Source organism: Micromonospora sp. WMMA1923 (assembly GCF_049179195.1).
Classification (GTDB): Bacteria; Actinomycetota; Actinomycetes; order Mycobacteriales; family Micromonosporaceae; genus Micromonospora; species Micromonospora yangpuensis.
In genome coordinates, this window is sequence record NZ_JBMHLZ010000001.1 from 217,412 (window position 1) to 237,949 (window position 20,538).

A 20,538-nucleotide genomic window follows, 5' to 3' on the forward strand; every position below is an offset into this window, starting at 1 on the left:
AGTACGCGGGTCACCTGGTGACCCGCCCACCTGGTCGGCAGCCGGCTACCCGCCGACCGCCGACTCCGCCGAGGAGTTGACCGTGGAGAAGCCGTTCGACATCCGGCAGTGTTTCCGGGGTCTTCCCCGGTGACCGAGGCCTGGCGACCGGACGAGGACGAGCAGCGTCGACGTGGGGCCAGCGGCCCGGTCCGGGTACGCGTCCCCGCCAAGGTCAACCTGCACCTCGGGGTGGGGCCGCTGCGTCGGGACGGCTACCACGAGCTGAACACGGTCTACCACGCCATCTCGATCTTCGACGAGCTGACCGCGCGGCGGGGTGACACGCTCAGCCTCACCATGGAGGGCGAGGGCACCGGTGAGCTGGCCCTGGACGACTCCAACCTGATCATCCGGGCGGCCCACGCCCTCGCCGGGTACGCCGGGGTGCTGCCGCACGCCCGCCTGCACCTGCGCAAGCAGATCCCGCTCGCCGGTGGGCTGGCCGGTGGCAGCGCCGACGCCGCCGCCGCGCTGGTGGCCTGCGACACCCTCTGGGGCACCGGGCTGTCCCGGGAGGAGTTGGCCGAGATCGCCGCCGACCTCGGCTCGGACGTCCCGTTCCTGATCCACGGCGGTACCGCGCTGGGCACCGGCCGGGGCGAGGCGGTCAGCCCGGTGCTGGCCCGCCCCACCACCTGGCACTGGGTGGTCGCCATCGCCGACGGTGGCCTCTCCACCCCGCAGGCCTACCGGGAGCTCGACCGGCTGCGCGAGGCCGGCTCGGCCGGCCCGCCGTTGGGCAGCATCGACGGGCTGCTCGCCGCCCTGCGCCAACGTGACCCCCGGGTGCTGGCCGCCGCGCTCGGCAACGACCTGCAGGACGCCGCGCTGGTCATGCGGCCCGCGCTGGCCGCCACGCTGAAGGCGGGCGAGGCCGCCGGTGCGCTCGGTGGCATCGTCTCCGGCTCCGGCCCGACCTGCGTGTTCCTCGCCGCCGACGCCGCCGACGCCGAGCGGATCGCCGTCGAGCTGGAGAACGCCCAGGTCTGCCGGGAGGCCCGGGTCGCCCACGGCCCGGTGCTGGGCGCCCGCGTCACCTGATCCGGCCGCGTACCCTTGGGGCCCAGGCGTCCCGTGGTGCTGCCGGCACCGGGACGCCTTGATCATGGGAGGTACGTGGGGTGGCCAACATCGTCAACCTGGACCGGGTGTCGAAGGGATACGGCGCGGCCGGGCCGTTGCTCACCGACGTGTCCCTCGGGCTGGACGACGCCGACCGGATCGGGGTCGTCGGGCTCAACGGCGCCGGCAAGTCGACGCTGCTGCGGCTGCTGACCAAGCAGGAGGAGCCGGACGACGGCCGGGTCACCCACCGTCGTGACCTGCGGGTGCTCTGGCTGCCGCAGGCGCTGACCCTCGACCCCGGGGCCACCGTCCGGGACGTCGTGCTCGGCACCGCGTGGCTGGCCGAGTCGATGGGCGCAGAACACGAGTGGGCCGGTGACTCGGGGGTGCGGGCGATCCTCGACGGGCTCGGCATGCCGCACCTCGGCCTGGACCAGCCGGTCGGGCCGATGTCCGGGGGCGAGCGCCGTCGGGTGGCCCTGGCCGCGCTGCTGGTCCGCGACGCCGACCTGCTGATCCTCGACGAGCCGACCAACCATCTCGACGTCGGCGGGGTGGACTGGCTGGCCCGGCACCTGGTCGGGCGCAAGTCCGGCGCGCTGGTCGTGGTCACCCACGACCGGTGGTTCCTGGACGCGGTCTGCACCGACACCTGGGAGGTCGGCGACCAGACCGTCCGGGCGTACGAGGGCGGTTTCGCCGCCTGGACGCTGGCCCGCGCCGAGCGGGAACGGGTCGCCGCCGCCACCGAGGCCCGGCGGCAGAACCTGCTCCGCAAGGAGATCGCCTGGCTGCGCCGGGGCCCGCCGGCCCGTACCTCCAAGCCGCAGTTCCGCATCGACGCCGCCAACGCGCTGATCGCCGACGTGCCGCCGCCGCGCGACACCATGTCGCTGCAACGGTTGGCCACCAGCCGGCTCGGCAAGCAGGTGTACGACCTGGAGCACGTCCGGCTGCACGCCGGGCCGAAGGAGATCCTGCACGACACCACCTGGCAGGTCGGCCCCGGTGACCGGATCGCCATCCTCGGCGCGAACGGCGCCGGCAAGACCACCCTGCTGCGGATGCTGGCCGGCGTGACCCGCCCCGACGGGGGGCGCTTCGCCGTCGGCTCCACCGTGCGGCCGGCCTTCCTCAGCCAGGAGCTGGCCGAGCTGCCGACCCGGCTGCGGGTGCTGGAGGCCGTCGAGGAGGTCGCCCGCCGGGTGCAGCTCGGCGACCGGGAGATCTCCGCCGCCCAGCTCGCCGAGGTCTTCGGCTTCGACGACCGGCGGCTCTGGACCCCGGTCGGCGACCTCTCCGGTGGGGAACGCCGCCGGTTGCAGCTGCTGCGGTTGCTCGCCGCCGAGCCGAACGTGCTGCTCTTCGACGAGCCCACCAACGACCTGGACACCGACACCCTGGCCGCCCTGGAGGACCTGCTCGACTCCTGGCCCGGCACCCTCGTGGTGGCCAGCCACGACCGGTACCTGATCGAGCGGGTCACCGAGTCGACGTACGGGATGTTCGGCGACGGCCGGCTGGTGCACCTGCCCGGCGGGGTGGACGAGTACCTCGCCCGCGCCGTCGACCGGCGGCAGACGCCGGTCGCCACCGCGACCGGTGGGGCGGCGGCCGGCCCGACGGCGGCCGGCATGTCCGCCGCCGAGGCCCGTACCGCGAAGAAGGAACTGAGCCGCCTGGAGCGGCAGATCGGCAAGCTGGACCAGCGGGAGGCCGTACTGATGGACTCGCTCGCCGCGCACGCCACCGAGTACGCCAAGGTCGCCGAGCTGGACGGGGAGCTGAAGGAGGTCCGGGCGGAACGGGAACGCACCGAGGAGGCCTGGCTCGCCCTGGCCGAGCAGGTGCCCGGCAACTGACCCGGCCGGCCCCGGGTGGGGGTGTGCGGCGTCACAGCTCGACATGCGGGACAATCGTCGGCGACCCCGCACCCGAACGGCGTTGGAGACTCAGCCATGGCCCACACCCCCGTCAACCATCCCGCGCGGCCGATCTACCGGGCGCTGGGCGCGCTCACCGGTCTGTACTTCGTGGTCTTCGGCGGGCTCGGTCTGGTCGCCAGCGCCGGTGGCGAGCTCCTCGCCCGCGACGACACCAAGGTCCTCGGCCAGGGGACCAACCTCGGCTTCTCGCTGTTCAGCCTGGTGGTCGGGGTGGCCGTGCTGGCCGGCACCGCGCTCGGGCGCAACCGGGACGTGGCGATCCACGGCTGGCTGGCCTACCTCCTGATGGCGGTCGGCCTGGCCGGCCTGGCCTTCCTGCAGACCGAGGCGAACGTCTTCAACTGGACCATCACCACCGTCATCGTGGTGATGTCGCTGGCGCTGGTCCTGCTGATGGTCAGCATGTACGGCAAGGTCGGCACCGACGACGAGCACGAGGCCTGGCAGAAGGCTCGACTGGTGCTCTGAGGGCGCGCCGGGGCCGATCGGTCGGTTCGCCGGACGCCGCCGGACGCGACGGGTGACAATTCGCTCGAATCGTCACCCGTCGCGGAGGTCACGTCATGGCGCACTTCCCGGTGAACCACCCGGCCCGCCCGCTCTACCGGGTCTTCGCCGGCCTGGTCGGGCTCTACATCCTGGTCTTCGGCTGCTGGGGGGTCGTGGTGACCTGGGGGGAGCCGTTGTTCGACCGGGGCTCGATCTGGGTGCTCGGGTTGCGCACCAACCTCGCCTTCTCGCTGGTCTCGGTGCTCTTCGGTATCGTCCTGCTGGTCGGGGCCTCCCGCCGCGGCAACCTCGGGCACTACATGAACCTGACCGCCGGGGCGGTCTTCATGGTCACCGGACTGGCGATGATGTCGGTGCTGCAGACCGAGGCGAACATCCTCAACTTCTCGATGTCCACGGTCGTCGTCTCGCTGCTGTTCGGGCTGCTGCTGCTCGCCACCGGCCTGTACGACAAGATCGGCCCGGAGGAGCACGCCGAGGCCCTGCGGCACAGCCGCAACCACCCGGTCGCCGACACCGGCTCCCGCTGACCCACCCCGGGCCCGGTCCACGCCCACCCCGCGCCCGGTCGACGCCCGGCCCGCGTCAGGCCGGGGCTCAGTGGTCCCGGGGGGTGATCAGGCCGGGGGTGGCCTCCAGGTGCGACAGGCCGTTCCAGGCCAGGTTCACCAGGTGGGCGGCGACCGTCTCCTTGCCCGGCTGGCGCGCCTCCAGCCACCAGCGCCCGGTCAGCGCGACCATGCCGACCAGCGCCTGCGAGTAGAGCTCGGCCAGCTTCGGGTCGTACCCCCGGTGGGAGAACGCCGTACCCAGGATGTGTTCGACCTGGTGTGCGACGTCGTTCATCACGCTGCTGAAGTTGCCGGTCGCGGACATCAGCGGGGCGTCCCGGACGAGTACCCGGAAGCCGCTGGTCTCCTCCTCGATGTAGGCCAGCAACGCGAGGGCCGCCTGTTCCAGCAGCTCGCGGGGGTGCCCGGCGGTCAGCGCGGTGGTGATCCGGTCGAGCAGCGCCCGGACCTCCCGGTCCACGACCACCGCGTAGAGCCCCTCCTTGCCGCCGAAGTGCTCGTAGACCACCGGCTTGGAGACCTTGGCGCGGGCGGCGACCTCCTCTATCGAGGTCGCGTCGAAGCCGCGCTCGGCGAACAGTTGGCGACCGATCGAGATCAGTTGTTCCCGGCGTTGGGCGGCCGACATCCGTACCCGGGAGGTGCCCCCCACCGCAGCTCGTCGTCGTCGCGTGCCGCTCTCGTCGGGTTCCGGAATGCCCTTGGTGCCGTGCCCGTCTCGGTCTACCACCCGGCAATCCTGCCAGGTGCCGCCGGATCCGTCGGGACCGTCGTCGCCTTCCGGCCGGCTGTGCCGGGCCGGGAAACGTCGTACCGGCCGCCTAGCGTGTCGACCATGGTCGATGACGTCGCCGCCGAGGTCCGCCGGCTCCGCTCCGAGGAGCAGCTCTCCGTCCCGCAGATCCGCGCCCGGACCGGCCTCGGCCGCAACCGGGTGCACGAGCTGCTGCGCGGCGTCCCACCGCCGGACTGGACCCGCCGGCCCAACGCTCGGGACGACCTGCGCGCTGAGGCGGAGGCGCTGCGGGCCGAGGGGCGGACGGTCCCCGAGATCGCAACTCACCTGGGCGTCAGCAAGTCCACCGCCCACACCTGGGTGGCGCACATTCCGCTACCGCTTGACGGCCCTGCAGCCGAGCGACGTCGGGCCCACGCCCACCAGATGAACGAGGCCCGGTGGGCGCGGTACGAGAAGGACCGGGAAGCTGCCCGGGTCGACGTGCGGGAGCGGGCGGCCGAGGTGGTGGGTGTGCTCAGCGAACGAGACCTGTTGCTGCTGGGTGCCGCGATCTACTGGTGTGAGGGGACGAAGTCCAAGCCGTGGCGGCGCGACGACCGCCTCCAGTTCGTCAACACCGATCCAGGGCTACTGTCGATCTTCCTGGCGTTCCTGGCTGCCTGACGGCGTCGCGCGGACCACACCGGCATATCGGGGTGAGCATTCACGAGTCGGCGGACGCCGAGGTGGCAGCCAGGTGGTGGGCCGCTCGCCTCGACCTGCCCATCGGCAGGTTCCAGCGCCCCACCCTCAAGAAACACAACCCGAAGACGGTTCGTCGCAATGTCGGCGGGACCTATCACGGCTGTCTGGTGATCACCGTGCCGAACAGCAGTGAGCTCTACTGGCGGGTTGAGGGTATGATCGCCAGGCTGTTCCGGATTTCCGGTGGTGCATCTCGGTAGTTGCAGGGGAGTGCATGGCTTGACTTCCGATGGGATGTGGGGTAACGGCAACCCGCAGGCCTTTGGAGCCTTGAGCTCCTGGTTCGAATCCAGGCATCCCAGCTCATATCGGACAGTTGGTATAAGTCGACAGGTCGGCTGGCGGGGCTGTCGCCGGTGGTTAGAGTGGCGGCGAGACTGTCCGCCGTACCGACGGGAGCCCTGTCGTGCCCCAGCCCCTCCTCCGCACCGTCGTCGTGCTCGCCGCCGGTGAGGGCAAGCGGATGAAGTCGGCGCTGCCCAAGGTCCTGCACCCGCTGCTCGGCCGGACTCTGCTCGGGCACGTGCTGACCGCCGCCGAGCCGCTGGCCGCGGACCGTACCGTGGTCGTGGTGGGCCACGGCGCCGACCAGGTCCGGGCGCACCTGACGGAGGTGGCCCCCCAGGCCGACGCGGTGCTCCAGGCCGAGCAGCTCGGCACCGGCCACGCGGTCCGGATCGCCCTGGACGCGGTCGCGGACGCGGCCGGCACCGTGGTGGTCATCAACGGCGACGTACCCCTACTCCGTCCCGAGACGGTCGCCGCGCTGGTCGAGGCGCACGAGGGCGCGGGCGCGGCGGCGACCGTGCTCGCCGCCGAGGTGCCCGACCCGACCGGTCTGGGCCGGATCGTGCGGGACGCCGCCGGCCGGCTGGAACGCATCGTCGAGGAGCGTGACGCCACCGCCGAGCAGCGGGCGGTACGGGAGATCAACGCCGGCATCTACGCCTTCGACGCGCTCCGGCTGCGCGACGCGCTGGGCAAGCTCTCCACCGACAACGACCAGGGCGAGGAGTACCTGACCGACGTCTTCGCCCTGCTCGTCTCCACCGGTGAGCCGGTGGCCGTGCACGTGGCCGTCGACCACACCGAGACGCTCGGCTGCAACGACCGGGTCGAGCTGGCGGCGCTGCGCCGGCTGCTGCGCGACCGGGTCAACGAGGGCTGGATGCGTACCGGGGTCAGCATCCTGGACCCGGCGACCACCTGGATCGACGTGACCGTCGCGGTGGACCGGGACGCGGTCATCGACCAGAACACTCAGCTGCGCGGCGGCAGCGTGGTCGGTGCCGAGGCGGTGGTCGGCCCGGACGTGACGCTGATCGACACCGTCGTCGGCGCGGGGGCCAGCGTGTTGCGCAGCCACGCCGTGCAGGCCGAGGTGGGCCCGGGGGCCAGCGTCGGGCCGTACGCCTACCTGCGGCCGGCGGCGAGACTTGCCGAACGGTCCAAGGTCGGCACCTTCGTCGAGGTCAAGAACTCCGAGCTGGGCGTGGGCGCGAAGGTGCCGCACCTGTCGTACGTGGGGGACGCGACGATCGGGGCGAAGGCCAACATCGGCGCGGCGACGATCTTCGTGAACTACGACGGGGTGAACAAGCACCGGACCACGGTGGGGGAGGCGGCCTTCGTGGGCTGCGACACCAGCCTGATCGCCCCGGTCGAGGTGGGCGCCGGGGCGTACGTGGCGGCGGGGAGCGCGATCAGCCAGGACGTGCCGCCGGGGGCGCTGGGGGTGACCCGGGCACCGCAACGCAGCATCGAGGGCTGGGTGGCCCGGAAGCGGCCGGGCACCGCCTCGGCCGCTGCCGCCGAACGCGCTGCCGCTGCGGGCGGGGAGTCGATTTCCGTCGATGAAGGTCAAACGGTCGAGGATGCGCCGGGCGACGCCCGGTAGGCAAGCGAAGGTGAGCGAATCCACGGGGGCGGCCAGCCGGTGGGTCTGGCGGCCGACGGGGTAGATACTGCAACCGAAGAAGTCTCGGCCAACCCACCGCCGGGCACACCGACCAACGGGAGCAGACGGGCCATGGGCAGCATCGTCGCCGAAAACCGCAAGAGCCTGATGCTTTTCTCCGGACGTGGTTTCCCGGAGCTCGCCAGGGAGATCGGCGAGGTGCTCGGCGTCGCGCCGACCCCCGCCGACGCGTACGACTTCGCCAACGGCGAGATCTTCGTACGGTTCAAGGACTCGGTGCGTGGTTCGGACGCCTTCGTGGTGCAGTCCGTCACGCACGGGGTCAACACCTGGGTCATGGAGACCCTGATCATGGTCGACGCGCTGAAGCGTGGTTCGGCCAAGCGGATCACCGTCGTCCTGCCCTTCTACCCGTACTCCCGGCAGGACAAGAAGCACCGCGGCCGGGAGCCGATCTCGGCCCGGTTGATCGCGGACCTGCTCAAGACCGCGGGGGCGAACCGGATCCTCACCGTGGACCTGCACACCGCGCAGATCCAGGGCTTCTTCGACGGCCCGGTGGACCACCTCTTCGCCATGGACATCCTGGCCGAGTACGTGGAGCGTAAGTTCGCCGGCCGGCCGATGACCGTGGTGGCGCCGGACTCCGGGCGGGTCCGGGTGGCCGAGCGCTGGACCGACCGGCTCGGCGGCTGCCCGCTGGCCTTCATCCACAAGACCCGCGACCCGCTCAAGCCCAACCAGGTGGTGGCGAACCGGGTGGTCGGCGAGGTCGAGGGCCGGGTCTGCCTGATCGTCGACGACATGATCGACACTGGCGGCACGATCTGCAAGGCGGCGGACATCCTCAAGGACTCCGGTGCCGCCGACGTGATCGTGGCGTCCACCCACGCCCTGCTGTCGGACCCGGCGACCGAGCGGTTGGCCAAGAGCCCGATCAGCGAGGTGGTGGTGACGAACACCCTGCCGCTGCCGCCGGACGCGCAGCTCGACAAGCTCACCGTGCTGTCGATCGCGCCGCTGCTGGCCCGGGCGATCCGGGAGGTCTTCGACGACGGTTCGGTGACCACCCTCTTCGGCGGCCTCAGCTGAGGCGCGCCTACCGGGCCTGACGGGGGTGCCAGGTCCGCGCCGGAGGTGTCGGGCCTGCCGGGGGGTGCCAGGTCCGCGCCGGAGGTGTCGGGCCTGCCGGGGGTACTGCCGTCGGGCCTGGAAGGCGCTCGGGTAGACTAGTGCGGTTGCCACGGCGAGGGTGCCCGGCGGGCCGCTGATGAGAGCGCCGCACGGAGGCACCGTCATCGACGCGGTGCTCCGGGCAGTCGATCCATTGAGCCCCTGCGAGCCCCTCGCCCAGCACCGCCAGTCGACAAGCCGCCGCAGCGAAAGCATCAGGAGTTTCCCCGTGTCCGAGGTAAAGATCAGCGCCGAGCCCCGTACCGAGTTCGGCAAGGGTGGTGCCCGTCGTACCCGCCGGGCCGGCAAGGTGCCAGCCGTGCTGTACGGCCACGGCGAGAAGCCCAAGCACATTGCGCTGCCGGCGCTGGAGTTCGCCGCGGCGATCCGGCGCGGTGGCGCCAACCAGCTCTTCGCAATCGACGTCAGCGACGGCACGCAGGTGCTGGCGCTACCGAAGGCGATCCAGCGCGACCCGATCCGGGACACCTTCGAGCACGTCGACCTGCTGCTGGTCCGGCGGGGCGAGAAGGTCACCGTCGAGGTCCCGGTGCAGCTGACCGGCGAGGCGGCCAAGGAGACCCTGATCGTGCACGACCACGCCACCCTCTCGGTGATCGCCGACGCCACCAAGGTGCCCGACCACCTTGAGGTCTCGATCGCGGGCCTGGAGGCCGGCAGCCAGGTCACCGCCGGCGACGTCGAGCTGCCCTCCGGGGTCGAGCTGGCCGGCGACGCCGAGCAGACCGTCGCCACGGTCACCGCCGCGCCGACCGCCGAGCAGCTTGAGGCGACGCTGCCCGAGGCCGAGGTGGCCGCCGAGGAGACCGAGGCTACCGAGGCCGCCGAGGACGAGCAGGCCGAGGCGACCGAGGGCGAGCAGCCGGCCGAGGCGCGCGCCGAGGCCTGATCGGTCTCGCGCAACACCGGCCGACCGGCTGGATCTCATCGTGCGACAGGCGTCCCCGGCTCCGGGGGCGCCTGTCGGCGTATCGGAAGGGGCACGAGTGACCGACGAGGCGGGTCCGTGGCTGGTGGTCGGCCTGGGCAACCCGGGTCCCCAGTACGCGGCCAACCGGCACAACGTCGGGTTCATGGTGGCCGAGCTGCTGGCTGCCCGGGTGGGTGGCCGGTTCGGCCGGAACCGGCGGTCGATGGCCGAGGTCGCCGAGGGACGACTCGGGTACGGCGGCCCGAAGCTGGTGCTGCTGAAGCCGCTGACGTACATGAACCTCTCCGGCGGGCCGGTCGCCGCGCTTGCCCAGTTCTTCAAGGTGCCGCCGGCGCGGATCGTCGCGGTGCACGACGAACTGGACATCGCCTACGGCCAACTGCGGATCAAGTGCGGCGGCGGCGAGGGCGGGCACAACGGCCTGCGCTCGATGTCGAAGTCGCTGGGGACCAAGGACTACGTACGGGTGCGCTTCGGCATCGGCCGCCCGCCGGGCCGGCAGGACCCGGCGGACTACGTACTGTCGGACTTCTCCGCCGCCGAGCGCAAGGAGCTGGAGTTCCTGGTCGATCGGGCGGCCGACGTGGTCGAGTCGGTGGTCACCCGGGGCGTGGAGCCCACCCAGAACCTGTACCACGGCGGTTGAGCCGGACGGGCCGTCCTCGGCTTCCGGCTCGCTGGCCGGTAGTCTGCGGCCTTTGACGTTTCGTCGGCGCGACCGGGGTCGTGCCGGGTCGACGGGAGCGGGTTGTGGGCAGTCCTCCGATGATCGACGGTGCGTTCGCCCGGTGGCTGGCGGACCGCGCCGGCCAGGCCCTGATCGAGGTACGCGCCGAGCTGGGCTTCGCCGACGCGGGCGCGTTGAAGGCGGCCGGGGACAAGACCTCGCACGAGCTGATCCGCGCCGAGCTGGCGAAGTGGCGGCCGGCGGACGCGGTGCTCTCCGAGGAGGACGCGGACTCCCGGCAGGTGGGCGGGGTCGATCCGGCCGGCCGGTTGACCGCCGAGCGGGTGTGGATCATCGATCCGTTGGACGGTACCCGGGAGTTCTCCGAGGCGGGTCGGTCGGACTGGGCGGTGCACGTGGCGCTCTGGGCGCGCGACGCCCCGACCTCGCACGGTCTGGTCGCCGCCGCGGTGGGGCTGCCCGCGCAGCACCGGGTCCTGGCCACCGACCAACCGCCGCCGTACCCGCCGATGACGCTGGCGGCGGCGACCGGGGCCGGTGAACGGACCATCCGGTTGGCGGCGAGTCGGAGTCGGCCGCCGGCCTTCCTGACGGAGCTGGCGGCCGACGTGGGGGCGGAGTTGGTGCCGATGGGGTCGGCGGGGGCGAAGATCGCGGCGGTGGTGACCGGTGAGGTGGACGCGTACATCCATGCGGGTGGCCAGTACGAGTGGGACTCGGCCGCGCCGGTGGCTGTGGCGACGGCCACCGGGCTGCACGCTTCCCGGATCGACGGATCTGCGCTGAAATACAACGGGACGGATCCTCGCCTGCCTGACCTGCTGGTCTGCCGCAAGGATCTGGCCAACCGGTTGCTTGCAGCGTTGCAGAGGCATTCCGTAGCCTGAGTGTTCTTCACCTGTCCGACCGGAAAGGTCTGGAATCCATGAGCGGCACCCACCGAAACGAGGCCGGGTCATGACCTCACCCGCGGCCTACCAGGTCTCCCATCTCGATGCCCTGGAGGCGGAGAGCATCTTCGTGATGCGGGAGGTGGTGGCGGAGATGGCGCGGCCGGTGTTGTTGTTCTCCGGTGGTAAGGACTCGATCGTGATGTTGCGGTTGGCGCAGAAGGCGTTCGCGCCGGGGTCGGTGCCGTTTCCGGTGATGCACGTGGATACCGGGCACAACTTCGTCGAGGTGCTGGAGTACCGGGACGCGCGGGTGGCGGGGTTGGGGCTGCATCTGGTGGTGGCGTCGGTGCCGGAGGCCCTGGCCAGTGGTCTGGTGCGGGAGTCCGCGGATGGGATGCGGAACCGGTTGCAGACGCCTGTGTTGTTGGAGGCGGTGGAGAAGCACCGGTTCGACGCGTTGTTTGGTGGGGCGCGTCGGGATGAGGAGAAGGCGCGGGCGAAGGAGCGGGTGTTCTCGTTCCGGGATGAGTTCGGGCAGTGGGATCCGAAGAACCAGCGGCCGGAGTTGTGGTCGTTGTACAACGGTCGGCATCATCCGGGTGAGTCGATTCGGGTGTTTCCGTTGTCGAACTGGACCGAGTTGGATGTGTGGCACTACATCGGTCGGGAGGAGATCCCGTTGCCGTCGATCTACTTCGCGCATGATCGTGAGGTGGTCGAGCGGGATGGCATGTTGTACGCGGTGAACGAGTTCATCCGTCCGCGTGCCGGTGAGGTCCCGTTCGTGGAGCGGGTGCGGTACCGGACGGTGGGGGACGCCTCGTGTACGGCGGCGGTGCGCTCCGATGCCGCTGATGTGGCGGCGGTGGTCGCGGAGGTGGCGGCGACGCGGATCACGGAGCGGGGGGCGACCCGGGGTGATGACCGGGTGAGTGAGGCCGCGATGGAGGACCGTAAGCGGGAGGGCTACTTCTGATGAGCGTGCACGTGGAGTCTTCCGGGGCCGCAGCGCCCGAGGCGACGGTCGGGCCTGAGGCGACGGCTGCCGGGGTGGCCGGGCGGCCGATGGATCTGTTGCGGTTCGCCACCGCCGGCAGTGTCGACGACGGTAAGTCGACCCTGATCGGCCGGTTGTTGTACGACACGAAGTCGCTGTTCACCGACCAGTTGGAAGCCGTGGAGGCGGTGTCGGCGGCGCGGGGTGACGAGTACACGAACCTCGCGCTGCTGACCGACGGGTTGCGGGCGGAGCGGGAGCAGGGCATCACGATCGACGTGGCGTACCGGTATTTCGCGACGCCGCGGCGGAAGTTCATCATCGCCGACACCCCGGGGCACATCCAGTACACCCGCAACATGGTCACCGGCGCGTCCACCGCCGACCTCGCGTTGATCCTGGTGGACGCCCGCAAGGGCCTGGTCGAGCAGTCGCGGCGGCACGCGTTCCTGTGCTCCCTGCTGCGGGTGCCGCACCTGGTGTTGTGTGTGAACAAAATGGACCTGGTCGACTACGACCAGGCCGTGTTCGACACGATCGCCGACGAGTTCACCGCGTTCGCCGCGAAACTCGACATCACCGACCTGACCATCATCCCGGTTTCGGCGTTGAAGGGCGACAACATCGTCACCCGGTCGGCGGCGATGCCCTGGTACGAGGGCCCGGCCCTGCTGCACCACCTGGAACACGTGCACATCGCCTCGGACCGCAACCTCGTCGACGTCCGCTTCCCGGTGCAGTACGTGATCCGTCCGCAGTCGACCACCGTCACCGACTACCGGGGCTACGCCGGGCAGATCGCCTCCGGCGTGCTCAAGCCCGGTGATGAGGTGATGGTCCTCCCCTCCGGGTTCACCTCGAAGATCAGCTCGGTGGAGACCGCCGACGGGCCGGTCGAGGAGGCGTACCCCCCGATGTCGGTGACCGTCCGCCTGGCCGACGAGATCGACATCTCCCGGGGGGACATGATCTGCCGCCCCAACAACGCCCCGGCGGCCACCCAGGACATCGACGCGATGCTCTGCTGGATGGACGAGAGCCAGCCCCTGCGGGTGGGCGGGAAGTACGCCATCAAGCACACCACCCGCACCGCCCGCACCATCATCCGGGCGTTGAACTACCGCCTGGACATCAACACCCTGCACCGGGACGAGGCGGCCACCGAGCTGAAACTCAACGACATCGGCCGGGTCCGGCTGCGCACCACCGTCCCGCTGCTGGCCGACGAGTACCGCCGTAACCGCACCACCGGCGGGTTCATCATCATCGACGAGTCCACCAACCGCACCGTCGCCGCCGGCATGATCGTCTGACCCGAGGCCGGGCACAGCTGCCGCACTCCCCGTCAGGGGGAGTGCGGCAGTCTACTTGCGGTGGCCCTTGCCGGCCGGACGCTTGCCGTGCCGGTCGATGGGGGGCAGGGTCCGGGAGGAAGAGGGAACGGCCTCGGCTGAGGGTTCGCGGAGGGCTGCGGAGGTAGCCTGTGCGGTGTTCTGGGGCCGGTCCTGCGGGCTGTTGGGTGGGAGGTAGATGAGGGGATCTGTGGATTTTGCTGTCCAATCATGCTTCAGCCTCTCGGGGTCCAACCCTTCGGCCTGCGCATACAAGCTGACATCTTCCAACGTCGGGAGCCTGTGGGTTCCTCGGATGCGGTACATGAACCGAGCGACGGCGCCGTAGGTGTGCACGTTGGGATCGAACACACCCTCCGACTGGGGTGTGTAATCGATCGGCTTGGCCAGCTTGGCGGGCTGGGGGGCAGGTTCACCGCGAGGGGTTAGTATCAGTTTGGTAGTAGGCCCTCTTGCGCCTAGTGGGATGGACAGGGTCCCCTGGATCCCCTTCTCTTCGGCGAATCTTTTGAGATGACTGGCCCCCACGGTGTTGCGATAGAAGCTGCCCTTCCTCGTGCTTCTCACGAATTTCACCACCTCGTCGAGGTAGTAGTCCCGAGGGGCCTGGGTTGGATGGTTTCCCGCCTCCACGTGCGGGGAGTGGGTTCCGGAGGTGGCCCCTGCTGGCTGCTGCGGACTGAGTCGGGCGATCGCGGCCGTGGCGACCGACGCGGGGTCGCCGAGGTCGGGTAGGTGGCGGCGCTCCAATCGGGTGTTTCTTCTCTTCGGAGAATCGGGGAGCTGAAGCTCGTTGGGAGGAAGTCCTCTCGCTTTCTCGAACATTCTCAGATGCTCAAGTTTGATTTGGTTCACATCTATGACCATAATGCCTTTAGAGCGTAAGAAATCAACGACATCGCCGTAGGTGAAGTGTTCTGAGTCCTGAGAGGACTGCTCGCCTCCCGGCATGATCGGCTGATAAGTCGATCTGAGTGCCAGTTTCGCGTCGTACCTTCTGCGGGCAGGAAGTCTAAGTTGGCCGACAGGTAGGCCCTTGTGCTGCTCGAAGAGTCGAACGTGTTCGCTTTTGAGGTGCTCCGACCGGATGGATGGGGCACCTGTTTTCCGAATGAAATCGACGACCTCGCGGAGGGTGTACTCCTCGGAATTTCCGGGAGCCCGGTTCCCCGCCTCGCCCGGGATGGGCGCGCTGGCCGGTGTCCGGCGGGCAACTTCCCGGTGGCTCGGTCCCGCCCGCCCTGCCGGCACCGGCGACGTGAGTCGGGCGACCGCGGGCATGGTGGCAGGGAGTTGCGGGGAGGGAGATCGGGGCAGCGGCCGGGGTGGGCTGGTGGGGACCCCGAACCCCGGCGAGACCACCGACTCCGCCGGAAGGAACTGTGACGGGGAGTACCGGTTGATCTGGTAGGGCAGGGGGGTGCCCGACCGGAACGGGGGTTCGAGGTCGCCGAATGCGCCCTCGTGGCCCGGGTTGCCGAAGTTGTCCAGGTCGCCGCCGGTCGTCTCCATCCAGTCGGCCGGGGCGCCGATCTCCCCGTCCGGCTGGGTGTACTCGTACGACATGGGGTCGCCGAGGTCGGGCACGAGGTGGCCCTGGTCGGCGGTGGGAAAGGGTTCGTCGAACGAGAAGTCGGGGGTGGCAGGGTTCAGGGGTGGGGTCGCGTAGGAGAACTGATCCGCATCCCAGTCGTAGTAGTCGTAGTTCGGATCCGGGTAGGCCATAGGGCGGACACGCCTTCCGTCGTCGCGGGATGCGAGGGGGCTGCCTGATCACAGGAGGGGGGTGGCGCCGGCGGCGGGGAGGGCGGTGAACCAGGTGGGCGCGGGGAAGCCCCGTCGGGCGTAGGCAGCACGGACCGCCTCGGCCACCGCACCAGCCGAGTCGGACTCCACCAGGGCCAAGACGCAGCCCCCGAACCCGCCCCCCGTCATCCGGGCCCCCAGGGCCCCGGCGGCCAAGGCCGCCTCCACGGCGGTGTCCACCTCCGGCACGGTGATCTCGAAGTCGTCCCGCATCGAGTGGTGGGAGGCGGTCAGCAGGGGGCCGATCTCGCGGATCCGGCCCGCCCGCAGCAGGGCCACGGTGTCCAGCACCCGCTGGTTTTCGGTGACCACGTGCCGCAGCCGTCGCCGGTCCCGCGGGTCCGGTAGCCGGTCCAGGGCCCCGGGCAGGTCGGCGACCCCCACCTCGCGCAGGGCGGGTACCCCCAGCAGTCCGGCGGCCCGCTCACAGGAGGCCCGGCGGGCGGCGTACTCTCCGTCGGCGTGCCGGTGCGGGGCCCGGCTGTCCACCACCAGCAGGGCCAGGCCGGCGGCGGCCAGGTCGAACGGGATCTGCTCGACCTGCTCGGTACGGCAGTCCAGGAAGAGGGCGTGCCCGGCCCGGCAGCGGAGCACCGCCGACTGGTCCATGATCCCGGTGGGGGCACCCACGTAGGCGTTCTCCGCCCGCTGGGCCAGCCGGGGCTGCTCCTGCACCGGCAGGTCCAGCCCACCCAGGTCGACCAGGGCGGCCAGCACCGCCGCCTCCAGGGCGGCCGAGGAGGAGAGCCCGGCACCGAGCGGGACCTCCGAGGCGATCGTCAGGCGGGCACCGGGGACGGCATGCCCGGCCTCCCGGAGAGCCCAGACCACCCCGGCGACGTACGCCGCCCAGCCGGTGACCCGGCCCGGCCCGGCCACGTCGTCGGCGGTGAAGGTTACCGGCTCGTCGGCCAGCTCCGACCGGACCGTCCAGCGCTGCCCCTCCTGCGGCGCGGCGGCGACCACGGTACGCAGGGGCAGGGCGAAGGGCAGGACGTAACCGTCGTTGTAGTCGGTGTGCTCGCCGATCAGGTTGACCCGTCCGGGTGCCGCCCAGCGGCCGGCGGGCGGCTCGCCGTACCCGGACCGGAAGGCCGCCTCGGCCCGCTCCGCGACGTCCCCCGCGGACAGCTGCCCGGCGAACTCGGCGGCGGTCTGCCGCCCGACGGGCTGGACGGCGTTCCCGGTGGTCACTGCGGCCGACCGCTGCCCGGCGGTGTCCTCGGTGGTCACGACGGCTGGACCGGGTGGTGTGCCTGGTAGAAGGTCCAGGCGTCGGCGACCATGTCGTGCAGGGTCGGCTTCTGCGGCACCCAGCCCAACTCGGTGCGGGCCAGGGCCGACGAGGCGACCAGCTCGGCCGGGTCACCGTCGCGGCGGGGGGCCATCTCCACCGGCACCGGCCGGCCGGTGACCTCGCGGACCACCTCGACCACCTGCCGGTTGCTGAAGCCACTGCCGTTGCCCAGGTTGTAGATCCGGTGCCGGCCGGCGGTGGCCGCGTCGAGGGCGAGCAGGTGGGCGCGGGCCAGGTCGGCGACGTGGATGTAGTCGCGCACGCAGGTGCCGTCGACGGTCGGGTAGTCGTCGCCGAAGAGTTGGAGCTTCTCCCGTCGCCCGGCCGCGACCTCCAGGGCGATCGGGATCAGGTGCGTCTCCGGGTCGTGCCGCTCGCCGAGGGCCACGTCGCCGGTCAGGTGGGCGCCGACGACGTTGAAGTAGCGCAGCGAGACGGCGGCCAGCCCGTGCCCGACCGCCTCCGAGGTCAGCGCCATGTCGACGGCGAGCTTGGTGGCCCCGTACGTGTTGGTGGGGGCCTTGACGGCGGTCTCCGGGATCGGCAGCTCGACCGGGTTGCCGTAGACGGCGGCGGTGGAGGAGAAGACCAGTCGGGGGACCCGGGCGGCCCGGACCGCGTCGAGCAGGGCGAGCGAGCCGACGGTGTTGTTCTGCCAGTACAGCTCCGGCCGGACCATCGACTCGCCGGCGGCGATCAGCGCGGCGAAGTGCAGGACCCCGTCGAAGCCGGCGTCCGGGGTGAGCACCCGGGCGGCGTCGTGGATGGACGCCTCGACGTGGGTGGCCTCCGGGGCGAGCGCGGCCCGGTGCCCGGTACGCAGGTCGTCCAGGACGACCACCTGGTGACCGGCGTCGAGCAGCATCCGGGTCACCACGCTGCCGATGTAGCCGGCGCCGCCGGTGACGAGCAGTTTCACGTACTTCCTCCTGCCTTCGCCGCCGCTGCGGCGCGTTCGCGTCCTCCGGTGTCTACCACGTACCGCCCAGCGGGGCTCCCCGGCTTACCGCCGGCCCGTCATGACGTACCCCGGGGGTTGCTGACAGAATTACCGCCATGTCCGAAGCTGTCGCCCGTCCCCGCGTCTTCTCCGGTATCCAGCCGACCGCCGACTCCTTCCACCTCGGCAACTACCTGGGCGCGGTCTGGCACTGGGTGGCCCTGCAGGATACCCACGACGCGTTCTACTGCGTGGTCGACCAGCACGCGATCACCGCCGGACACGACCCGAAGGTGCTGCACCAGCGCACCCGCAAGGCCGCCGCCCAGCTGCTCGCCGTCGGGATCGACCCGGAGCGCAGCACCCTCTTCGTCCAGTCCCAGGTGCCCGAGCACGCGCAGCTGGCCTGGATCCTGGGCTGCATCACCGGGTTCGGCGAGGCCAGCCGGATGACCCAGTTCAAGGACAAGTCGCAGAAGCAGGGCAGCGACCGGGCCAGCGTCGGCCTCTTCACGTACCCGGTCCTGCAGGCCGCCGACATCCTGCTCTACCAGGCCGACGCGGTGCCGGTCGGCGAGGACCAGCGCCAGCACCTGGAGCTGAGCCGCGACCTGGCCCAGCGGTTCAACAACACCTTCGGCAAGACCTTCGTGGTCCCGGCGGCGCACATCGTCAAGGACACCGCGAAGATCACCGACCTGCAGGAGCCGCGGGCCAAGATGAGCAAGTCCGCCTCGGCACCCGGGGGCATCATCGACCTGCTGGAGGATCCGGCCCGTTCGGCCAAGAAGATCCGCTCGGCGGTCACCGACACCGGCCGGGAGATCATCTTCGACGCCGAGGCCAAGCCGGGCATCGCCAACCTGCTCACCATCTACTCCGCGCTCACCGGGCGCGGCATCGACGAGCTGGTCGGGGCGTACGCCGGCAAGGGCTACGGTGACCTGAAGAAGGACCTGGCCGAGGTGGTGACCGACTTCGTCAGGCCGATCCAGCAACGTACCAACGGGTACCTCGACGACCCCGCGCAGCTGGACAAGCTGCTCGCCGCCGGGGCGGAGAAGGCCCGCGCGGTCGCCGAGCCGACCAACCGTGCGGCCTACGAGCGGGTCGGCTTCTTCCCGCCGGTACGCAGCCGGTAGCGCCCCGGGACGCGGACGGTAGGCGGTTCGGTAGGTGGACGGTTCGGGGCACAAAGGGGTGGCGCGGGGCGTGGAGCACAGGAACGGCTCGGTCGAGGTGGGCGACACGATCCAGATCGGGGTCGCGGTGGACATCCCGGAGCCCTGGGGTGCCCTGCTCACCCGACGCCGGGCCGAAGCCGGCGACCCGCAGGCGGCCGACATCCCGGCCCACGTCACGCTGCTCGGCCCGACCGAGATACCGGTGACCGCGCTGCCGGCCGTCGAGTCGCACCTGTCCTCGGTCGCCGCCGCCCACCTGCCGTTCACCCTGCACCTGCGGGGCACCGGCACGTTCCGCCCGGTCACCCAGGTGGTCTTCGTCGCGGTGGCCGCCGGGATCAGCGAGTGCGAGCTGCTGGCCGCCGCGATCGGCTCGGCGAGCGAACTGCACCGCGAGGCCCGCTTTCCGTACCATCCGCACGTCACCGTCGCCCAGGACGTCGCGCCGGAGGCCCTGGACCAGGCGTACGAGGACCTGGCCGACTTCTCGGCGATGTTCGAGGTCGACTCGTTCACCCTCTTCTCGCACAGCGGCCAGGCGCGGTGGCAACCACGCCGGGACTTTCCGCTGGGCGGCTGACGGGCCGCCGATCGGCGGATCGCCGGCGTGGAGCGGCTGGGCCTGCCGGTCGGTGACCGCAGGAGGGCGGAGATCGGCAAGGATGACACCGTGGACGTGATGGGTCGGCTGACCGCCGGCATCGACCGCCGGCTGACCGCCGTACGCCGAAGGTCCTCGGCCTTCGACCACTTCTGGCGGGCCGGGGAGCTGTACGCCGAGATGCTCGGCGGACGGCTCGCGGCGGCCATCGCGTACTACGGTTTCTTCGCCGTGTTCGCGTTGGCGCTGGTCGCGTACTCGGTCTTCGGCGCGATCCTGGAGGACAACGACGACGTCAGCGAGGCGGCGGCGGATTTCCTCGGGGAGAACCTGCCGTTCCTCGACCCCGCGCAGATCGCCCAGAGCAGCGGTACCGTCGGCGTGATCGGCCTGGTCATCCTGGTCTTCACCGGCATCGGCTGGATCGAGGCGATCCGCTCCTCGCAACGCCTGCTGTACCGGCTCAACCAACAGCCCGGCAACCTGGTGATCCGCCGGCTGGTCGATCTCGTGGTGCTGATCGGCATCTTCCTGCTGCTCGGCGTCTCGGTGGCCGCCGTCGACGCGCTGGAGTCGCTGCTGCGGTTCCTGCTGCGCAGCACCGGCTCGCTCGGCCTGACCACGATCAGCGCGGTACTCAGCGTGGTGGTCAACGCCGTCCTGGCCACCGCGTTGCTGGTCGCCGTGCCCCGGCTGCGGATGAGCCGGAACCGGCTACGTCCGGTGGTGCTCTTCGTGGCAGTCGGGATCACCCTGCTCAACACCGTCGGCCGGTTCTACGTGGTACGCACCGAGCGGAACCCGGCGTACACGGTGGTCGCCGGTGCCGTCGGGCTGCTGCTCTACCTCTACCTGCTCAACCAGTTGGTGCTCTTCGGGGCCGCGCTGGCCGCCACCAGCCGACGCGGCCGGGTGGTGGACCTCGCCGAGGCCCCCGCCCCACCCCCACCCCCACCCCCACCCCCGCCGCCGTCCCCGGGTTCGGGCTCGGCCTCGGGCTCCGCGCTGTCCCCGGGCTCGGTCCCGGGTTCGGGCTCGGCCTCGGGCTCGGGCTCGGGCTCCGCGCTGTCCCCGGCCTCGGGCTCGGTCCCGGGCTCGGCCTCGGGTTCGGTCCCGGTT

General features: G+C 71.1%; 19 protein-coding genes, 1 tRNA gene and 1 pseudogene. 17 read left to right on the top strand and 4 right to left on the bottom strand.

What is annotated here, in order from left to right; genetic code table 11:
• Nucleotides 1–129: 129 nt before the first annotated feature.
• The 4 genes from ACN28G_RS01080 to ACN28G_RS01095 all read left to right on the top strand — a co-directional run bounded on the left by ACN28G_RS01080 (nt 130) and on the right by ACN28G_RS01095 (nt 4,093).
• Nucleotides 130–1,083 (top strand): 4-(cytidine 5'-diphospho)-2-C-methyl-D-erythritol kinase, encoded by a 954-nt coding sequence (locus ACN28G_RS01080; protein WP_091434557.1) that lies wholly within the window; start codon nt 130–132, stop codon nt 1,081–1,083.
• A gap of 80 nt (nt 1,084–1,163) precedes the next feature.
• Complete coding sequence (locus ACN28G_RS01085; RefSeq protein WP_421478176.1) at nt 1,164–2,969, top strand: ABC-F family ATP-binding cassette domain-containing protein; 1,806 nt, start codon at nt 1,164–1,166, stop codon at nt 2,967–2,969.
• 96 nt (nt 2,970–3,065) lie between these two features.
• On the top strand, nt 3,066–3,521 hold the full coding sequence (locus ACN28G_RS01090; protein ID WP_091434561.1) for a DUF4383 domain-containing protein: 456 nt from the start codon (nt 3,066–3,068) through the stop codon (nt 3,519–3,521).
• 95 nt (nt 3,522–3,616) lie between these two features.
• Nucleotides 3,617–4,093 (top strand): DUF4383 domain-containing protein, encoded by a 477-nt coding sequence (locus ACN28G_RS01095; protein WP_421478177.1) that lies wholly within the window; start codon nt 3,617–3,619, stop codon nt 4,091–4,093.
• Between the two features lie 67 nt (nt 4,094–4,160).
• Here the strand turns inward: ACN28G_RS01095 and ACN28G_RS01100 are convergent, their stop codons facing one another.
• Nucleotides 4,161–4,832, bottom strand: coding sequence for a TetR/AcrR family transcriptional regulator (locus ACN28G_RS01100; protein ID WP_091445933.1), 672 nt, complete (start codon nt 4,830–4,832; stop codon nt 4,161–4,163).
• A 138-nt stretch (nt 4,833–4,970) separates the two neighbouring features.
• On the opposite strand from ACN28G_RS01100, the gene ACN28G_RS01105 reads away from it, so the two are divergent.
• The 10 genes from ACN28G_RS01105 to ACN28G_RS01150 all read left to right on the top strand — a co-directional run bounded on the left by ACN28G_RS01105 (nt 4,971) and on the right by ACN28G_RS01150 (nt 13,552).
• Nucleotides 4,971–5,537, top strand: coding sequence for a helix-turn-helix domain-containing protein (locus tag ACN28G_RS01105; protein ID WP_421478178.1), 567 nt, complete (start codon nt 4,971–4,973; stop codon nt 5,535–5,537).
• A gap of 32 nt (nt 5,538–5,569) precedes the next feature.
• Entirely contained in the window at nt 5,570–5,818 is a 249-nt protein-coding gene (locus ACN28G_RS01110) for a hypothetical protein (RefSeq protein ID WP_421478179.1), read from the top strand.
• Nucleotides 5,819–5,848: 30 nt separating this feature from the next.
• Nucleotides 5,849–5,920, top strand: a tRNA-Gln gene (locus ACN28G_RS01115).
• 161 nt (nt 5,921–6,081) lie between these two features.
• The gene (glmU, locus tag ACN28G_RS01120; protein ID WP_421480836.1) at nt 6,082–7,515 is read left to right on the top strand and encodes a bifunctional UDP-N-acetylglucosamine diphosphorylase/glucosamine-1-phosphate N-acetyltransferase GlmU; all 1,434 of its coding nucleotides are present in this window, start codon (nt 6,082–6,084) and stop codon (nt 7,513–7,515) included.
• Between the two features lie 132 nt (nt 7,516–7,647).
• Nucleotides 7,648–8,628 (top strand): ribose-phosphate diphosphokinase, encoded by a 981-nt coding sequence (locus ACN28G_RS01125; protein WP_421478180.1) that lies wholly within the window; start codon nt 7,648–7,650, stop codon nt 8,626–8,628.
• A 310-nt stretch (nt 8,629–8,938) separates the two neighbouring features.
• Complete coding sequence (locus ACN28G_RS01130) at nt 8,939–9,619, top strand: 50S ribosomal protein L25/general stress protein Ctc (protein ID WP_091434569.1); 681 nt, start codon at nt 8,939–8,941, stop codon at nt 9,617–9,619.
• Between the two features lie 97 nt (nt 9,620–9,716).
• Nucleotides 9,717–10,307: an aminoacyl-tRNA hydrolase gene (pth, locus tag ACN28G_RS01135; RefSeq protein ID WP_091434571.1), complete on the top strand. Its 591-nt coding sequence runs from the start codon at nt 9,717–9,719 to the stop codon at nt 10,305–10,307.
• 119 nt (nt 10,308–10,426) lie between these two features.
• Entirely contained in the window at nt 10,427–11,236 is an 810-nt protein-coding gene (locus ACN28G_RS01140) for an inositol monophosphatase family protein (RefSeq protein WP_421478181.1), read from the top strand.
• 70 nt (nt 11,237–11,306) lie between these two features.
• Nucleotides 11,307–12,218: a sulfate adenylyltransferase subunit CysD gene (gene cysD / locus ACN28G_RS01145; protein ID WP_421478182.1), complete on the top strand. Its 912-nt coding sequence runs from the start codon at nt 11,307–11,309 to the stop codon at nt 12,216–12,218.
• Nucleotides 12,219–12,307: 89 nt separating this feature from the next.
• Nucleotides 12,308–13,552 carry a sulfate adenylyltransferase subunit 1 gene (locus tag ACN28G_RS01150; protein ID WP_421480837.1) on the top strand — a complete coding sequence of 415 codons (1,245 nt, stop codon included), beginning with the start codon at nt 12,308–12,310 and terminating at the stop codon, nt 13,550–13,552.
• Between the two features lie 51 nt (nt 13,553–13,603).
• Here ACN28G_RS01150 and ACN28G_RS01155 read toward each other — a convergent pair whose 3' ends face one another.
• From ACN28G_RS01155 to galE, 3 genes are all read right to left on the bottom strand, one after another.
• Nucleotides 13,604–15,316 carry a hypothetical protein gene (locus ACN28G_RS01155; RefSeq protein ID WP_091434577.1) on the bottom strand — a complete coding sequence of 571 codons (1,713 nt, stop codon included), beginning with the start codon at nt 15,314–15,316 and terminating at the stop codon, nt 13,604–13,606.
• Between the two features lie 48 nt (nt 15,317–15,364).
• On the bottom strand, nt 15,365–16,528 hold the full coding sequence (galK, locus tag ACN28G_RS01160; RefSeq protein ID WP_175440732.1) for a galactokinase: 1,164 nt from the start codon (nt 16,526–16,528) through the stop codon (nt 15,365–15,367).
• 98 nt (nt 16,529–16,626) lie between these two features.
• Complete coding sequence (gene galE, locus ACN28G_RS01165; RefSeq protein WP_421480838.1) at nt 16,627–17,559, bottom strand: UDP-glucose 4-epimerase GalE; 933 nt, start codon at nt 17,557–17,559, stop codon at nt 16,627–16,629.
• A 191-nt stretch (nt 17,560–17,750) separates the two neighbouring features.
• Between galE and trpS the strand changes: the two genes are divergently transcribed.
• The 3 genes and pseudogenes from trpS to ACN28G_RS01180 form a co-directional block, all read left to right on the top strand.
• Nucleotides 17,751–18,776 carry a tryptophan--tRNA ligase gene (trpS, locus tag ACN28G_RS01170; protein WP_091434585.1) on the top strand — a complete coding sequence of 342 codons (1,026 nt, stop codon included), beginning with the start codon at nt 17,751–17,753 and terminating at the stop codon, nt 18,774–18,776.
• A 70-nt stretch (nt 18,777–18,846) separates the two neighbouring features.
• The gene (locus ACN28G_RS01175; RefSeq protein WP_175440449.1) at nt 18,847–19,398 is read left to right on the top strand and encodes a 2'-5' RNA ligase family protein; all 552 of its coding nucleotides are present in this window, start codon (nt 18,847–18,849) and stop codon (nt 19,396–19,398) included.
• 90 nt (nt 19,399–19,488) lie between these two features.
• Nucleotides 19,489–20,400 (top strand): annotated as a pseudogene (locus ACN28G_RS01180) (YihY/virulence factor BrkB family protein); the annotation flags it as partial.
• Between the last annotated feature and the right edge of the window lie 138 nt (nt 20,401–20,538).

What these genes read in the sequence shown, in the direction of transcription:
- ACN28G_RS01090 (WP_091434561.1), top strand. Translation starts at nt 3,066, where the DNA reads ATGGCCCACACCCCCGTCAACCATCCCGCGCGGCCGATCTACCGGGCG.
- ACN28G_RS01095 (WP_421478177.1), top strand. Translation starts at nt 3,617, where the DNA reads ATGGCGCACTTCCCGGTGAACCACCCGGCCCGCCCGCTCTACCGGGTC.
- ACN28G_RS01105 (WP_421478178.1), top strand. Translation starts at nt 4,971, where the DNA reads ATGGTCGATGACGTCGCCGCCGAGGTCCGCCGGCTCCGCTCCGAGGAG.
- glmU (WP_421480836.1), top strand. Translation starts at nt 6,082, where the DNA reads ATGAAGTCGGCGCTGCCCAAGGTCCTGCACCCGCTGCTCGGCCGGACT.
- ACN28G_RS01125 (WP_421478180.1), top strand. Translation starts at nt 7,648, where the DNA reads ATGGGCAGCATCGTCGCCGAAAACCGCAAGAGCCTGATGCTTTTCTCC.
- ACN28G_RS01140 (WP_421478181.1), top strand. Translation starts at nt 10,427, where the DNA reads ATGATCGACGGTGCGTTCGCCCGGTGGCTGGCGGACCGCGCCGGCCAG.
- cysD (WP_421478182.1), top strand. Translation starts at nt 11,307, where the DNA reads ATGACCTCACCCGCGGCCTACCAGGTCTCCCATCTCGATGCCCTGGAG.
- ACN28G_RS01150 (WP_421480837.1), top strand. Translation starts at nt 12,308, where the DNA reads ATGGATCTGTTGCGGTTCGCCACCGCCGGCAGTGTCGACGACGGTAAG.
- ACN28G_RS01155 (WP_091434577.1), bottom strand. Translation starts at nt 15,316, where the DNA reads ATGGCCTACCCGGATCCGAACTACGACTACTACGACTGGGATGCGGAT.
- galE (WP_421480838.1), bottom strand. Translation starts at nt 17,559, where the DNA reads ATGCTGCTCGACGCCGGTCACCAGGTGGTCGTCCTGGACGACCTGCGT.
- trpS (WP_091434585.1), top strand. Translation starts at nt 17,751, where the DNA reads ATGTCCGAAGCTGTCGCCCGTCCCCGCGTCTTCTCCGGTATCCAGCCG.